A 15778-nucleotide genomic window follows, 5' to 3' on the forward strand; every position below is an offset into this window, starting at 1 on the left:
CCGGCCGATCAGTACGACTTGGGATCGGTGTGCGCGGAGTCGGCGGAGATCGCCGCGTCATGGTGGCAGTGGTGGTGGCGGTGCGCGGGCTTCGTCGGGCTGTCGATGTGCTCGGCCAGCCAGCGCATCGCCTTGGGAAGCTCACGATCCCAGGTGGCGAAGTTGTGGCCGCCGGACTTCAGGATGGCCGCAGTGACGGACATCGGCGGCTTGACCTCGTGCAAGAAGCGCATCGTCTCCTCGTAACCCTCGTCCTTGTTCGTCTCCTGCTTGCTGATTGTCACGTACAACGACGCCGGGGGGATGGGCCGGTGCCGCAGGAGCCACCGCATGTCGTTTTCGTGCTGCAGCTGCAGCGAACCGCCGAACAAGTTGCCGGCCGTCCCCCCGTTGAGCGCGTGGTAATAGCCGGAGAGCGAGACGCCGCCGGCGTAGACCGACGGTTCGGCCATCGCGAGCTTCGCGGCGCAGTAACCTCCGGTCGAGTCGCCGATCACGCCCCAGTGCCCGGGCTGGACTCGCAAACCGTGCTCGACCGCACTGATCAATTCGTGCCCGAGGAAAGTCTCGGCCTGGGGCCCGTTCGCGATGTTGGTGCACTCGGTGTCGCGCGGCGGGGCTGCGGTCGACCGCAGCATGACGTAGATCATCGGTTTGGCTTCGTGCGCCCGAACCATGGCGAGCGCCCGGCTCGGGTAGTCCATGATGTCGACGAGATTCTGCGCCGATCCTGGATACCCGGTGAGCGTCTCGACGGCGGGAAAGCGGAAGTGGGCATACTTCGGGGAGAAGTACTGCGGCGGCAGGTAGATGAATGCCTGGTTGCTGAGGCCGGAGCCGTAGCCGCTGATGATCGCCGACTGAATCTCGCCGCGCGTGTCGCGCTGCGCGGGCGTCGACCAGTTGGTCGCGCCGAGCAGGCGCAGCACGCCGGTTTGCGTGCCGATGGAGTTCTCGGCGACGCGGAGTACGACGGTCGCTGCCCCGCGGTGCTTGTGGCCGGTGTGCGCTCCGTACTGCGCGACTATCGGCGGCGTGTGGTCGGTGCCGAACAGGTCACTCCACGAGGTATAGAACTGCCCGTAGTTGTTGGCGAGGACGCCGACCAGTGCCACGGTGACGACCTGCCCGAGAATCAGCAGGAAGAATCTGATGATGGCGCGCACCGCGAGAGGCCCGCGCAGTCGTGACCACACGAAGACCGTCACGAGCGGGATCAACACTGCCGCGCACGCCAGCGTGACCCATAACGTCGTGCCCATCAGTGCCATTTCGGAAACCTCGCCCCCAAACGAATACATGCAGCCTATGCAGAGCGGCGCGTGAGACTGGGTATTGGCCTCGGTGCGCGTGTTCTCGACCCCTTCGGATCCAGATGATAGTGACACTTGGCGCTGGACGTTGCCTGGTGGGTTTCTGGGAGCACTGTCAGATGCCGCGCCACCGCGTATGGCGCGGGTCACATGTCCGGAATGCAAGACGCTCATCTCAGAATGTTGACGCCCACGCGGTCCGCCGACGACACTGGAGCGGTGGCACGGATTCTCGTACTTCTCAGGCGCGCAAGCTGATTCATTCGGCTCGCGCGCTGACCCTCACCACCCGGATTCCGGGCTGAGGGTTTTTTTATGCGCGAGCGTGCTCCGACGGTAAGGACAGCAAGGTGACAGTGAACAGAGCAGGAGACTCAGCCACGGGGCTGAGGGACCAAGCGCCGCGGCAGATTCCCACGCCGGCTGACCTCGCGCCGGCGGTGCGGTCGCCGGCGCCCCCGATCGAAGTGACCGGCGCGCAGAGCCTGGTGCTCTCGCTGGAGGCGGCTGGTGCCGAGGTCGTCTTCGGCATACCCGGGGGGGCGATCCTGCCGGCATACGACCCGTTGCTCGACTCGGTCAAGGTGCGGCACATCCTGGTGCGGCACGAGCAGGGTGCCGGTCATGCCGCCGAAGGCTATGCGTCGGCGACCGGCAAGGTCGGCGTGTGTATGGCGACCAGCGGCCCCGGCGCCACCAACCTGGTGACCGCGATCGCTGACGCCTACATGGACTCCGTGCCGATCGTCGCCATCACCGGTCAGGTCAGCTCCAAGACGATCGGCACCGATGCCTTCCAGGAAGCCGACATTCGCGGCATCACCATGCCGATCACCAAGCACAGCTATCTGGTGACCGACCCGGCTGAGATCCCGGCCGCGATCAAGGAGGCGTTCCACATCGCCTCGACCGGTCGCCCCGGTCCGGTCCTGGTGGATATCACCAAGGACGCGCTGACCGGCTCGACCACCTTCACCTGGCCCGCCGATGTGGCGCTGCCCGGCTACAAACCGGTGACCCGCCCGCACCACAAGCAGATCCGGGCCGCCGCCCGGCTGATCCGCGAGTCGAAGCGGCCGGTCTTCTACCTCGGCGGCGGCATCGTGCGCGCCGAGGCGGCGCAAGAACTGCGCGAGCTGGTCGACCTGGCCGGCATACCCCTCGTCACGACGCTGATGGCGCGTGGCGTGGTGCCCGACAGCCATCCGCTGCACCTGGGCATGCCCGGGATGCATGGCTCGGTGGCAGCGGTCACGGCGCTGCAGAAGGCGGACCTGCTGATCGCGATCGGCACCCGCTTCGACGACCGCGTCACGGGGGACCTGTCGTCGTTCGCGCCGGGCGCCAAGGTGATCCACGCCGACATCGACCCGGCCGAGGTATCCAAGAACCGGGGCGCCGACGTGCCGATCGTGGGCGACGCGAAGGCGGTCATCGAGGATCTCACCGTGGCGCTGCGTGCGGACGCCGAGGCCGGGCGCGCGGGCGACTACACCGCCTGGCGCGAGCGCACTCGCGGCTGGGCGCAGACCTACCCCCTGGGCTACCGCCCTGCCGACAATGCGACGGCGATCCCGCCGCAGTACGTCATCGAGCGCATCGGCGCGCTCACCGGGCCCGACGCGGTGTATGTCGCGGGTGTCGGCCAGCATCAGATGTGGGCCGCGCAGTTCGTGCAGTACGAACGGCCCAACGCCTGGCTCAACTCCGGCGGCCTCGGCACTATGGGCTATTCAGTGCCTGCGGCCATGGGTGCGAAGGTCGGCGAACCCGACCGCACCGTCTGGGCGATCGACGGAGACGGCTGTTTCCAGATGACCAACCAGGAACTCGCGACCTGCGTGATCAACAAGATCCCGATCAAGGTCGCCATCATCAACAACTCCAGCCTCGGCATGGTGCGCCAGTGGCAGACGCTGTTCTATGGCGAGCGCTACTCCAACACCGACCTGCACACCTCGGCGGCCGGCTCGCGCGTGCCCGACTTCGTCAAGCTCGCCGACGCCTACGGCTGCGTCGGGCTGCGCTGCGACAAGACCGAGGATGTCGACGCGACCATCGCCAAAGCGCTGGAGATCAACGACGTCCCGGTCGTCATCGACTTCGTGGTCGAGCGGGACGCGATGGTGTGGCCGATGGTGCCCGCCGGCGTGAGCAACGACCTGGTGACGACCGCGCGGGCGATGACGCCCGTGTGGGATCGCGACGACGACGCAGCGGAAGGAGTCCACTGATGGCGCGCCATACCCTCTCGGTGCTCGTGGAGGACAAACCCGGTGTGCTCGCACGCATTTCGGGGCTCATCTCGCGGCGCGGGTTCAACATCGACTCCCTCGCGGTCGGCCCGACCGAGAACGACGACATCTCCCGGATGACGATCGTGGTCGACGTCGACGAGACCGCGCTGGAGCAGGTGACCAAGCAGCTCAACAAGCTGGTTGAGGTGCTCAAGGTCGTCGAACTCGACGAGTCGGCCTCGGTGCAGCGTGAGCTCCTGCTCATCAAGGTCCGCTGCGACGCGAGCAGTCGGGCCGAAATCGTGCAGATCACCCAGATGTTCCGCTGCAATGTGGTCGACGTGGGGCTCGACGCGGTCGTCATCGAGGCGACCGGCACGCCGGGCAAGCTGACGGCGCTACTGGACGTGCTCGACCCCTACGGCGTGCGCGAGATCGTGCAGTCGGGTCTGGTCGGCGTCGCCCGGGGTGGCAAGTCCATCACCGACCGGGGGCGCCGCAGCGCGTAGCCGGCCTCGCCATACAACGGTTGAAACCGTATCCATACCAACGAAATTCACACATCAATCAAGGAGATTCCAGTGGCCGAGATGTTCTACGACGACGACGCCGACCTGTCGGTGATCCAGGGCCGGAAGGTCGCCGTCATCGGCTACGGCAGCCAGGGACACGCACACGCGCTCAACCTGCGTGACTCCGGCGTCGACGTCCGGATCGGGTTGCGCGAGGGTTCGAAGTCCACGGTCAAGGCCGAGAACGAGGGCCTGCGCGTGCTGCCGGTCGCCGACGCGGTCAAGGAGGCGGACGTCGTCGTCATTCTGGCCCCCGACCAGGTGCAGAGGACGGTGTATGCCGAGGAGATCGAGCCCAACCTGAACCCCGGCGCCGCGCTGGTCTTCGGGCACGGCTTCAACATCCGCTACGACTACATCAAGCCCAAGGCGGACGCGGACGTGCTGATGGTCGCGCCCAAGGGCCCGGGCCACATCGTCCGACGCGAGTATGTCGACGGGCGTGGCGTGCCGGTTCTGCTCGCCGTAGAGCAGGATGCGTCCGGCACCGCATGGGACCTCGCGAAGTCCTACGCGAAGGGCATCGGCGGGCTGCGTGCCGGCGGCATCAAGACGACGTTCACCGAGGAGACCGAGACCGACCTCTTCGGGGAGCAGTCAGTCCTGTGCGGTGGCGCGTCACAGCTGGTGCAGTACGGCTTCGAGGTGCTCACCGAAGCCGGATACCAGCCCGAGGTCGCCTACTTCGAGTGCCTGCACGAGCTGAAGCTGATCGTCGACCTGATGATCGAGGGCGGCATCGCCAAGCAGCGCTGGTCGATCTCCGACACCGCCGAGTTCGGCGACTACGTCTCCGGCCCGCGGGTCATCGACCCGCACGTGAAGGAGAACATGAAGGGAGTGCTTGCTGACATCCAGGACGGCACCTTCGCCAAGCACTTCATCGACGACCAGGACGCCGGCGCGCCGGAGTTCCTCGCCTACCGCGAGAAGGGCGCCCAGCACCCGATCGAGAAGACCGGCAAGGAACTGCGCGGCCTGATGAGCTGGATCAAGGACAACGACACCGACGCCGACTACGTCGAAGGCTCTGCTGCCCGCTGAGTTCTTGTGCTCGACTCCTCGCACATCAGGGAGCGGTTTTCCCGAACAAGTCCGGGAAACCCGCTCCCTGATGTGGTCGTCGTCTCGCGGGCGTCCGGTGGTCGTGTTGTCGCCGTCATTCGTGTATGGGACGCGCCCGGGTAGGACGTGAAACCGCGCTGAAACCGTCGCGAAGGTAGCGGCGCGCATCCTGAGTGGCAGCCGGAAGGCCATGACCACGACGTCAATCAGTCTTGACAAAATGGAATGTCAAGATAAATTGACATGTGGAAGGCAATCTTCCCGCGACCTACCACGAAAGGAGACATGCGATGACCGATCTCGCCGTCGAGGCACAGGGCCTCGTCAAGAAGTTCGGGGAACTGCGCGCGGTCGACGGCATCGACCTGCAGGTCCACGCGGGGGAGGTGTATGGCGTACTCGGCCCGAACGGTGCCGGCAAGACGACCACCTTGAGCATGCTGGCGACCTTGCTGCGCATCGACGCGGGCTCGGCACGCATCTTCGGCGTCGACGTGCACCACGAACCGCACAAGGTGCGCCAGCTCATCGGACTCACCGGGCAATACGCATCTGTCGACGAAAAGCTCACTGCCCGTGAGAATCTCGTGCTCTTCGCACGAATCCATGGGCAGCGCAAGCAACAGGCGCGGGAGACAGCGGCGGACCTGCTCGAACGCTTCGGCCTCACGGACGCGGGCGACCGGCTGCTGGAGAAATTCTCCGGTGGCATGCGACGCCGGCTCGACTTGGCCGCGAGCCTCATCTCCTCACCGCCGCTGATCTTCCTCGACGAGCCGACCACAGGCCTCGACCCGCGCACCCGCGGGCAGATGTGGGACACGATCCGCGACTTGGTCCGGCAGGGCTCGACCATCCTGCTCACCACGCAATACCTCGACGAGGCGGACCAGTTGGCCGACCGGATCGCGGTCATCGACCACGGCCGCAAGGTCGCCGAGGGCACCTCGGGGGAGCTCAAGGCGTCGGTCGGCCGGTCGACACTCGCGGTCCGGCTGGCGGATCCGGCTGACATGGACGCTGCCGCGCGGGCAGTCGCGACTGTGCTCGGCCGGCCCGCGAGCCGCACCCCGGAGGCGGCGCGCCTCACCGTCCCCCTGGAACGTGCCGACGATGCGGCTGAGGCGCTGATCGCGTTGCGCCGTAGTGGCATCAGCGTGCAGGAGGTCAAGGTCGAGGAGCCGACCCTCGACGAGGTCTTCCTTGCACTGACCGGCTCGCCCGCGAGCGACGAACCGGACCACGCCAGCACCGGCCCCGCTGCCTCCGGGCAGCTCGACGAGATGGAGATCAGCCGATGACCACGCTCACCGCCGCCCTGCCCGAACTGCGGGCCCGCGTCAGCCCCCGCGAGACACTGCGGCAGATCCTGCTGATGACTGGTCGCGCACTGCAGAAGATGCGACGCAACCCGGAGCAATTCTTCGACGTGACGCTCCAACCCCTTTTGTTCACACCGATGTTCGGCTACATCTTCGGCGGCGCGGTGGCCGGCGGCGTCAGCAAGTACCTTCCGCTGCTGATTCCGGGCATCCTGGTGCAGACCGCCCTGACGAGTTGTATGGCGACCGGCGTGACGCTGCGCGAGGACATGGAGAAGGGCGTCTTCGACAGGTTCAAGTCCCTGCCGATGTCACGGGTCGCACCGCTGGCCGGCCCGGCCGTCGCCGACACGGTCCGCTATGCCATCGCGACGACACTGACCATCCTGGTCGGCCTGGCGATGGGCTACCGGCCCGGCGGTGGTGTCGTGGGAGTCGTCGCAGCCGGACTGCTGGTCGTCGTGACCGCCTGGTCGCTGTCGTGGGTGTTCACCTTCCTCGGCACGATGATGAAGTCGGCGCAAGGCCTGCAGGGCATCTCGATGATGGTGCTCTTCCCGCTGACCTTCCTGTCCAACGCCTACGTGCCGGCCTCGACGCTGCCGGACTGGCTGCAGGCGTTCGTGAAGGTGAACCCGGTCTCGCACGTCGTGTCGGCGCTGCGTTCGCTCGCCAACCACGGCACCGTCAACAGCGAGGTCGGGTGGGCATTGCTCGCCTGCGCGATCGTCGTGGCGGTCTTCGTGCCGCTCGCGGTGCGCGGCTACCGCCGCCAGCTCTGACCGCGCCCCGATTGAGGGGACCCCATCCGTTTCGAGAGGACCCCATAATGCGGCCCATTATTGGGTCCTCTCGATCGATAAGGGGTTCGCTCGATCAGGAGTGCGGCAGTGCGTCGAGCCACTGGCCGAGCAGCTTCAGCAGCTCGTCGCGACCGGCCCCGGCATACGTCTCCCGAGCGGAGTCGTATGCCGGGGCATCCGTCTGTATGGCGAGGGCCCGCGCCCGCTGCAGCGCGAAGGCGGGCGAGGTGCGCGACACCCCGAGCGCCTCGGACAACGCGAATCCGCGGGCCGCGCAGGCGCGTTCGCCGACGGATGTTCCCGACATCGCGAGCGCGTAACTGAGACCGAGCACGGCGCACCCGCAGATCGGTAGGTCCACCCGGATCACCATGGAGAGAGGGCCAGTCTCCTGCGCGGTCACGGCAGCGCGCAATGAGGCGGTCAGCCGTCCGGGAAGGTCCGCGACTTCGTCCAGCCGGTCGTGGATCGCGTGCGCGACCAGGCTGGCGGACCGCGCCACCGAGAGCCAGGGCGAGGTGGACTCGTCGGTGAGGAATGGTGCCAGGCTCGACCTCCGCTCGGCGTGTTCGACTGCCGCGCGGTAGCGGCGTAGTCCGGCCTCCACGTTGCCCTCGGCCAGGTCGAGCTCGGCATGGATCGTCATACCCGTCGTGCCCTCGCCGAACGAGTCCTCGGCCGGTGGCAGCCCGGCTGCCTGCAACTGCTCGGTCGCGCCCGCGACGTCCGCACGCTGCAGGCGCAGCATCGCGACCGTCCAGCGCATCGACGTCAGATCGCCCTGCGCGCCGAAGCGTTCCAGCAGCGGGATGGCGCGCGCCGCCGTCTCCTCGGCCCCCACGTAGTCGCCGACCGCGGCGGCCAGTTCCGCCACTCGGGTCCGGTTGACGAGCGTGCCCCACGGCGATTCGACAATGGCCGGCTCGGTCTCTGCCGTCCGGGCGACCTGGAGCGCCTCGTCGGCCCGGCCGTCGTTCTCGAGGACGTGCGCGACGAGCAGCATGGTCGCGGCGCGCAGCGCGGGGTCAGCCCGGTCCATGACCTCGATCGCGCGATCGGCGTCGAGCGGGAGCATGCCGTCGTCGACCATGAGCAATCGCGCGAGCGCCTCAACGATCCCGGAAGTGGCCGCGGGCGGAAGCCGCCGCAGCAGCACCAGCGCACGCAACCCGGTCGGGTTGCCGACGATGTTCAGGTTGACGGCCGCGAGGACGAGCGCCTGCCGGGTGATCTCGAGGTCCTGCGCGCCCGGGTGGTAGTGGCTGATGACCCGCACGGCGTCGGACGCGGGATCGAAGACGCGTTCGTGACGGGACTGGACGGACCACAGTGAGCCGAGCGCGCCGAACACGGCGGCCGTCGCAGCGGCGTCCGCACCGTCGAGTGCGGCGCGCAACGCGGCGGTCAGGTTGTCCTCCTCGGCGAGCAGGAAGTGCAAGGCATCGTCCGGGTCGGGACCGAACAGCTGCGGCCCGCGGGTGCGGCTGACGGCCGTCGCCCAGCGCAGCACGGCTCGGGAGGCGGTGGTGGTTCGCCCGGAGTGTGCCAGCTGGTCGGTGCCGAACTCGCGCACCGTCTCCAGCATCCGGAAGCGGGGTCGACCGTCGCGGTCGGCTCGCTGCAGCAGCGACTGGTCGACCAGCTGCTCCACAATCTCTACCGGGTCGGCCGTCGGCGGGCCACCGGCTGCGAGCACATCACCCGCAGCATCGAGGTCGAATCCGTCAGCGAAGACGGAAAGCGTTGCCAGCGCTTCCTGTTCGGCGGATCCGAGCAAGCGCCAGCTCCAGTCGATCACCGCTTGCAGCGTGCGGTGCCGATCCGGTGCGTCGCGCGCACCGCGGTTGAGCAGTGCGAACCGGTGCTCCAGCCGCTGCTCGATCTGCCGGACCGACAGCACGTTCGTGCGCGCCGCCGCCAGCTCGAGCGCCAGTGGCAGCCCGTCCAGCCGAGCACACAATCGGCGTATGACGTCCTCGGGCAGTTCGACGTCCGGCCGCACCGCCCGTGCACGCTGCGTGAAGAGTTCGGCCGCGGTGTCGAGGTCGAGCTCGGCAAGCGGATAGACGGTCTCCGAGGACAGCCCGAGCGGTGCGCGTGACGTCGTCAGGATGCGCAGATCGGGCAGCACCGCGACGAGCGAACGGGTCAGCTCCACGACGCCGTCGAGCACGTGCTCGCAGTTGTCGAGCACCAGCAGTGCGGAGACGCCGCCGAGACTGCGGGCGATCGCCGTGGCCAGATCCACCGGTGCCTCGGTGGTGCGAGCGGCACGGGTCCGGGCGCTGGTGACACCGAGGACCGTGGCCACCTCGGCGGCGACCTCCGACGAGTCGGTGACACCGGCAAGTCCGACGAATTGCACTGTGCGGTAAAGCGTCTGACGACATACGGCATGGGCGAGGCGGGTTTTGCCCAGCCCGCCGGGACCCACGATCGAGGTCACCCGCGAGGTGCCCACCAGATGAGCGACGGCCTCGAGGTCGCGGTCGCGTCCCAGCAGCGGGTTCGGGTCGTGCTCGACACCGGTGTGCACCTGCGGCCGGTCGGTCTCCAGCAGTTCGAGATGGACCTGCTGCAGCGCGGCGCCGGGATCGGTGCCCAGCCGGTCGCGCACGGACCTGCGATAGGTCTCGTAGCGCTCCAGCGCCGCGGCCCGCGAACCCGTGACGGCTTCCGCCCGCAGCACGGTCGCCAGCACTTCTTCGTCGTGCGGCATCCGGGTCAGGTATGGCGCGAGCGCCTCCAGGGCGTCGGCGTGCCGCCCCAGCCGGGCCAGCGCGAGGCCGCGCTCGCGGGTGAGGGTCGTGCGGACGGCAAGCGCGTCACAGCGCAGGGTCGTGAGCGGATCATCCGGGTCAGGGTCGGTGTCAGCGACGTCCGGCCAGAGCGCCAGACCGGCGTCCGCGTGCTCCAGGGCGCCGGCCGCGTCGCACTCGCGCAGGGCGCGCCGAGCCGCAGTCGCGCGAGCCCGCAGAGCGGTCGCGTCGACCTCGTCCTCGGCGAGCAGCAGCCGGTAGCCGCCCGGCGTGCTCTCGACGACCCCGGCGCCGAGCGCCGAACGGGTGCGGGAGACGACCACCTGGAGCGCCTTCGCCGGGTGCTCCGGCCGGTCGTCCGGCCAGAGGTCCTCGATGAGGCGGGCGCTGCCGGCACCGGTGCGCAGATCGGCTGCGAGACAGGCCACCAGACGGCCGATGGCCGCGCTGGTGATCGGTCTGCCGTCGAAGGAGACCTCGGGCAGCAGCACGAGCCGGACATTCACTCGGCCGAGCCTAGTGCCGAGCGGCAGAATCCGCGGTGGGGCGCGACCGGCGGACCCGGCCGCGAGCACGACCGATTGTCGGACGCCCGAATAATGAGATTCCTGTATCGCGACCCGGACGACCCGGCGTATCTTCAGATGTATGACGCGGAGCCTCATCCTTATCGGCTGCCGCGGCGAGTCCTAAGTCAGCCCCTCGCCGCGGAGAACCCGCGTTGCGCTGACACCCACTCGCCATACCTCCCACAATTTCTGTGCGTCGGCCCGGGACCTCCGGGGGAGCCCGCCCGTCGCACGCCGCACCCGAAGGAACGCATCATGACCGAAGAACAACTGGACGCCCGTCGCGCACTGCAGGAGTCGATGGACCTGCGCGACTGAGCTTTATTGCTTCGACTCCTCGCAGAACAGACCGGTGCGGCAGCGAACAAGTTCGCTGCCGCACCGGTCTGTTCTGGTCGTCGTCTCGCGGGCGTCCGTTTCTCGACCGGCCGGGTCGGAGTGGCCTGTCGCCGAGCGGGGTACATCCGCATCGAGCGGGGTACTTGCGGAGGGCGTCCCGAGCCGGGTTTGTACTCCGCTCGGTGGAGAAGTACCCCGCTCGGCGGTGAGGGCTGGGTGTGACCGCGGGCGACTGTCCGTCATACAAGATCCAGATATCGAATGGCGAGACCGCGGTCTAGGCTGACGCCCATGACGACGGCACCCTCGGAGACCTTGAACCTGGCAGTGATCGGCGGCGACGGCATCGGGCCGGAGGTCGTCGCCGAAGGGCTCAAAGTCCTCGACGCGGTGACTGACACGAAGGTCGAGCGCACCGAATACGACCTGGGCGCGCGGCGCTGGCACGCCACGGGCGAGACGCTCCCGGACAGCGTGCTGGAGGAGTTGCGCGGGCACGACGCGATCCTGCTCGGCGCAATCGGCGACCCGTCCGTCCCCAGCGGTGTGCTGGAGCGAAACCTGTTGCTGCGGCTGCGATTCGAGCTGGATCACTACATCAACCTGCGCCCGGCGAAGCTCTACCCCGGCACCTCGTCCCCGCTGGACCTGGCGCGGGTCGCCCCCGACGGCATCGACTTCGTCGTCGTCCGTGAGGGCACCGAAGGCCCCTATACCGGCAACGGCGGAGCACTGCGCGTCGGCACCCCGCAGGAACTCGCGACGGAGGTCAGCGTCAACACCCGGTTCGGCGCGGAGCGAGCCGTGCGCGACGCCTTCGCGCGGGCTCAGGCGCGCGACCGCAAGAAGCTGACCCTGGTGCACAAGCACAACGTGCTGACCCACGCCGGCCACCTGTGGCGTCGGACGGTTGAGGAGGTCGGCGCCGAATTCCCCGACGTACACACCGATTACACGCACGTCGACGCGGCGACGATCTATCTGGCGACCGACCCCGGCCGCTTCGACGTGATCGTCACCGACAACCTCTTCGGCGACATCATCACCGACCTGGCCGCAGCCGTGACCGGAGGCATCGGGCTGGCTGCGTCGGGCAACATCAACCCGGACCGCACGGCTCCGAGCATGTTCGAGCCGGTGCACGGCTCGGCGCCGGACATTGCCGGCAAGGGCATCGCGGACCCGACGGCAGCGATCCTGTCGGTGGCTCTGCTGCTCGCGCACGTGGGGCAGGACGACGCCGCCCGGCGCATCGAGAGCGCCGTCGCAGGCGACCTGGCCGAGCGCGGCGACGCGCAGCGTTCGACGGCCGAGATCGGCGACGCGATCGCGACGCGCGCCTAGCGCACGCCGTGCCATCCGGCGGCCGCCGGATGCACCACGACCACTTGTATGACGCCCAGCGGAGGGGCATACCCTCATGGTTGGAAGTCCGATCAACCCACGTCCTACTAAGGACCAGCCGGAGGAAGCCATGGCCTTGGAGTTCACTGTCACCGAGCGGGCCGACCGCGCCAGCGACGACGCGCGAGCGAAGATCCTGGCCGACCCCGGATTCGGCAACTACTTCACCGACCACATGGTGCGCATCGCCTGGGACGCCGCGTCCGGCTGGCACGACGCGGCCGTGTCGGCATACGAGCCCTTCCAGCTCGACCCGGCGGCCGCCGTCCTGCACTACGCGCAGGAGATCTTCGAGGGCATGAAGGCATATCGCCACGCCGACGGTTCGGTGTGGACCTTCCGCCCGGAGGCCAACGCTGCCCGGTTCGCCCGCAGCGCAACGCGTTTGGCGCTGCCGGTGCTGCCCGAAGCGGACTTCATCGAGTCGCTCAAGCAGCTGACGTCGATCGACAAGAGCTGGGTGCCGGAGGCGGCCGACGGCGGCGAGGCCTCCCTCTACCTGCGGCCCTTCATGTTCGCCTCGGAGGCGTTTCTCGGGGTGCGTCCGGCCAAGTCCGTCACCTTCTCGGTGATCGCCTCGCCGGCCGGTGCTTACTTCGGCGGCGGCGGGGTCAAGCCGGTCAACCTCTGGATCTCGACCGACTACGCGCGTGCGGGCGAAGGCGGCACCGGCAACGCGAAGTGCGGTGGCAACTACGCGTCCTCGCTCGCCGGCCAGCTGGAGGGCATCGCCGCGGGGTGTGATCAGGCGGTGTTCCTGGACTCCTCGACGCACACCTACATCGAGGAGCTCGGCGGCATGAACCTCTTCCTGGTCTACCGGGACGGCCGCATCGTCACCCCCGAGCTCACCGGCACTATCCTGGAAGGCGTCACCCGCAGCTCGATCCTGGAGCTGGCCAAGGAACTCGGCCTGTCACCCGAGGAGCGCCGGATCCCGATTCAGGAGTGGAAGGACGCCGCGGCCGCCGGCGAGCTGGCCGAGGTGTTCGCGTGCGGTACGGCGGCCGTGGTCACCCCCGTCGGCGAACTGCGCTGGGAGGGTGGCTCCTGCGACCACCGGCGTGAGGGTCACACCGACGAGGTCGCCACCAGGATCCGGGGCACGTTGCTGGACATCCAGTACGGCCGGGCCGAGGACACCCACGGCTGGCTGACCCGGCTCGCCTGAGTGCGCAGACGCCGCCCCGACGCGGCTGTCGTCGGTAGGTGCTCGCCCGGCGTGGTTACGGGCGACCGCCGGTGTGCATCGCCCGTCGAGCGCACCGCGGATGCGTGTCGACCCACTCGTCATACACGGCCTGTGCCTGGGCGCCGGTCGTGAGCCGGTTGATCGCGTCCTGCAGCCACCGGACATACCGATCCAGGCCCGGGGAACGCGGCGTCGAGGCGAGCGCCCGGGTGAGTTCGCGCCGCAACTGGCCCGGCAGGGCGCTGCCGAGTGAGTCGCCGTTGTGCAGGGACATCATGGTTCTCCTGTCGTAAGTGACCGTTCGGTAGGTAGAGACGCACGAGGACCGAAATGGTGACGCGAAGATTTCTGCGCCCGCGACGTCACGATTCGGTCCCTCGCGACTCTTCATCGGTGAAGGCCGCGGCACCCGGCACGGCACCGACACGGAAGGACGGCTCCTGGTGGGACAGTCGTCGTGGCACGATCCCGACCCCGCATCGGACGAATTCCAGGCGCTCGCGACGGCGGTGCGCGCCTACAGTCACCTGGTCGCCCAGTCCCGCGTCCGGCCGGTTGCGACCGATCCGGTCGAGTTGCTCCGCGCGTTGTCGGCTGTGGGCGAGGCGTCGGTCGAGGTGGTGCGGCGGGCCGGTGCGTTGTGACGGGCCGGCCGGCGACCACGGGGTATGACGGGCCGGCTCCGGCCACGCGCGCGTGAGTCGGCCGGAATGCCGAGGCGTAACGAACCACGCGGACGCTCGCTATGGGAGAATTTCGGACGCGGTGGATCGGGGCGGGGCGCCGCGCACGACCGCACCCACAGCACGGACGGAGGACCGGCGATGACCGCCCTGACCGATGCCGACGATCGTCAGCTGCTGGCGCTCGTGCGGCGCGGCGATGCCGACGCCATGGCTGCGCTCTGGTCTCGGCACTACCCGGCGACACTGGCGGCCGCGAGGCGGATCAGCCGGCAGCCCAAGGACGCCGAGGAATTCGCCTCCGACGCGTTCTGCGGCATGCTGCACGCCCTGAGCAACGACTCGGGACCGGCGACGTCGGTCCGCGGTTATCTGCTGACCGCGGTCCGCAATCAGGCGACCACCCGAGCCCGGCGGGCCGCCGCTTCCGACGTGCTCACCGATGAGATCACCGACTTCGAGGACACCGATCACGCGCCGCTCGACCCGGTCGCGCACCATGCCGAACTCGGGCTGGTCCGTGAGGCGTTCGCGACGCTGCCGCCCAGCTGGCAGAGCGTGCTGTGGCGCACGGCGGTCGATCACGAGAAGAACACCGACATCGCCGCCGATCTGGGGAAGTCCCCGAATGCGGTCGCGGCCCTCGCGCGCCGCGCGCGGCTCGGCTTCCGGGTCGCCTACATCCGGGCGCACGGGTCGACGCACGGCATCGCGCCGGAGTGCGCACCGTTCGTGCCGCGCCTGGTTGAGCTGCTGCCGGACGCCGAGGTCGTCGCGGCGGCCGACGTGCGGCGACACGTCGAGGAGTGCCACACCTGCAAGCGGCGTCTGGCCGACCTGCGGCTCGTCGACCGGGATCTGGGCGCGCTGTTGCTGCCTGCGCTGCTGGCGCTCGGTTCCGGCATCGCCTGGGCGACGGCGGCCACTGCTGCACCGGCGACCGCCCACGTCGCCGGGGGTGTCGCGTGGCTGCACTGGGCCAGGGGAGTGGGCCAGAGTCGCAAGGTGGCGATCGGTGGCGCTGCCGCTGCGGGTGTCCTGGCCGTGGGCATGTGCTCGGCATACGCCATCGTGCACAGCAGTGGTCAGCACGCAGCCGCCGCCCCGGCTACGACGCAGTCATCCACCGCCGGGCCGAAAAGCACTGCAGCCGCGAGTTTTTCGAGTCGCTCGGCACGCTCGAGCGCCCATCGATCGCGCGTGTCGCCCACACACGTGACGACCTCCTCGAGTCGCTCGCAGACGGTGCGCGCGATCTCGCGGCATACCAGCACGTCGGCCTCGCCGACCGCGCCCAGTTCGCAGCCGCGGTCGACCACCAGCCCGGTCGCCCCGCCGTCGACGCGGCCGGCACCCACGACCACCTCGTCGACCTCGCGCCCGGTGGCACCGCCGTCGTCGACGACCACCCCGACTCGGACGACGCGGCCGACCCAGCCCCCGACCAGCACGCCGACGGCCAGCCCGACCACGCCGCCCTGCTGGTTGATCTTCTGCTGGTTGACGGACTGATCTGTCCG

The 15778-nt window shown here is 68.9% G+C and carries 13 protein-coding genes; 10 read left to right on the forward strand and 3 right to left on the reverse strand.

Features of this window, described 5'->3' with window-relative positions:
- Window positions 1-8 precede the first annotated feature (8 nt).
- Window positions 9-1271 (reverse strand): alpha/beta hydrolase, encoded by a 1263-nt coding sequence (locus EFY87_RS11335; RefSeq protein ID WP_158607599.1) that lies wholly within the window; start codon window positions 1269-1271, stop codon window positions 9-11.
- A 398-nt stretch (window positions 1272-1669) separates the two neighbouring features.
- On the opposite strand from EFY87_RS11335, the gene EFY87_RS11340 reads away from it, so the two are divergent.
- The 5 genes from EFY87_RS11340 (at window position 1670) to EFY87_RS11360 (ending at window position 7291) form a co-directional block, all read left to right on the forward strand.
- Window positions 1670-3547 (forward strand): acetolactate synthase large subunit, encoded by a 1878-nt coding sequence (locus EFY87_RS11340; protein WP_220093606.1) that lies wholly within the window; start codon window positions 1670-1672, stop codon window positions 3545-3547.
- Window positions 3547-4059: an acetolactate synthase small subunit gene (ilvN, locus tag EFY87_RS11345; RefSeq protein ID WP_123271602.1), complete on the forward strand. Its 513-nt coding sequence runs from the start codon at window positions 3547-3549 to the stop codon at window positions 4057-4059. Before EFY87_RS11340 ends, ilvN begins: the two co-directional genes overlap by 1 nt.
- Window positions 4060-4131: 72 nt before the next feature.
- Window positions 4132-5166 (forward strand): ketol-acid reductoisomerase, encoded by a 1035-nt coding sequence (gene ilvC, locus EFY87_RS11350; protein ID WP_123271603.1) that lies wholly within the window; start codon window positions 4132-4134, stop codon window positions 5164-5166.
- 311 nt (window positions 5167-5477) lie between these two features.
- Window positions 5478-6488, forward strand: coding sequence for an ATP-binding cassette domain-containing protein (locus tag EFY87_RS11355; RefSeq protein WP_123271604.1), 1011 nt, complete (start codon window positions 5478-5480; stop codon window positions 6486-6488).
- On the forward strand, window positions 6485-7291 hold the full coding sequence (locus tag EFY87_RS11360; RefSeq protein ID WP_123271605.1) for an ABC transporter permease: 807 nt from the start codon (window positions 6485-6487) through the stop codon (window positions 7289-7291). The genes EFY87_RS11355 and EFY87_RS11360 overlap by 4 nt, the downstream gene beginning before the upstream one ends.
- A gap of 94 nt (window positions 7292-7385) precedes the next feature.
- Here EFY87_RS11360 and EFY87_RS11365 read toward each other — a convergent pair whose 3' ends face one another.
- Window positions 7386-10577: an ATP-binding protein gene (locus EFY87_RS11365; RefSeq protein WP_158607600.1), complete on the reverse strand. Its 3192-nt coding sequence runs from the start codon at window positions 10575-10577 to the stop codon at window positions 7386-7388.
- A gap of 93 nt (window positions 10578-10670) precedes the next feature.
- Between EFY87_RS11365 and EFY87_RS20310 the strand changes: the two genes are divergently transcribed.
- The 3 genes from EFY87_RS20310 (at window position 10671) to EFY87_RS11375 (ending at window position 13554) form a co-directional block, all read left to right on the forward strand.
- Window positions 10671-10958: a hypothetical protein gene (locus EFY87_RS20310; protein WP_158607601.1), complete on the forward strand. Its 288-nt coding sequence runs from the start codon at window positions 10671-10673 to the stop codon at window positions 10956-10958.
- A gap of 312 nt (window positions 10959-11270) precedes the next feature.
- Complete coding sequence (locus EFY87_RS11370) at window positions 11271-12323, forward strand: 3-isopropylmalate dehydrogenase (RefSeq protein WP_123271607.1); 1053 nt, start codon at window positions 11271-11273, stop codon at window positions 12321-12323.
- A 130-nt stretch (window positions 12324-12453) separates the two neighbouring features.
- Window positions 12454-13554: a branched-chain amino acid aminotransferase gene (locus EFY87_RS11375; RefSeq protein WP_123271608.1), complete on the forward strand. Its 1101-nt coding sequence runs from the start codon at window positions 12454-12456 to the stop codon at window positions 13552-13554.
- Window positions 13555-13609: 55 nt separating this feature from the next.
- Here EFY87_RS11375 and EFY87_RS11380 read toward each other — a convergent pair whose 3' ends face one another.
- Window positions 13610-13852, reverse strand: coding sequence for a hypothetical protein (locus EFY87_RS11380; RefSeq protein WP_123271609.1), 243 nt, complete (start codon window positions 13850-13852; stop codon window positions 13610-13612).
- A 166-nt stretch (window positions 13853-14018) separates the two neighbouring features.
- Here EFY87_RS11380 and EFY87_RS11385 point away from each other — a divergent pair, with 166 nt between their 5' ends.
- Both EFY87_RS11385 and EFY87_RS11390 read left to right on the forward strand, forming a co-directional pair.
- Complete coding sequence (locus EFY87_RS11385; protein ID WP_123271610.1) at window positions 14019-14219, forward strand: hypothetical protein; 201 nt, start codon at window positions 14019-14021, stop codon at window positions 14217-14219.
- A gap of 180 nt (window positions 14220-14399) precedes the next feature.
- Window positions 14400-15770: an RNA polymerase sigma factor gene (locus tag EFY87_RS11390; protein WP_158607602.1), complete on the forward strand. Its 1371-nt coding sequence runs from the start codon at window positions 14400-14402 to the stop codon at window positions 15768-15770.
- Window positions 15771-15778 lie beyond the last annotated feature (8 nt).

Source organism: Flexivirga caeni (genome assembly GCF_003724155.1).
GTDB lineage: Bacteria > Actinomycetota > Actinomycetes > Actinomycetales > Dermatophilaceae > Flexivirga > Flexivirga caeni.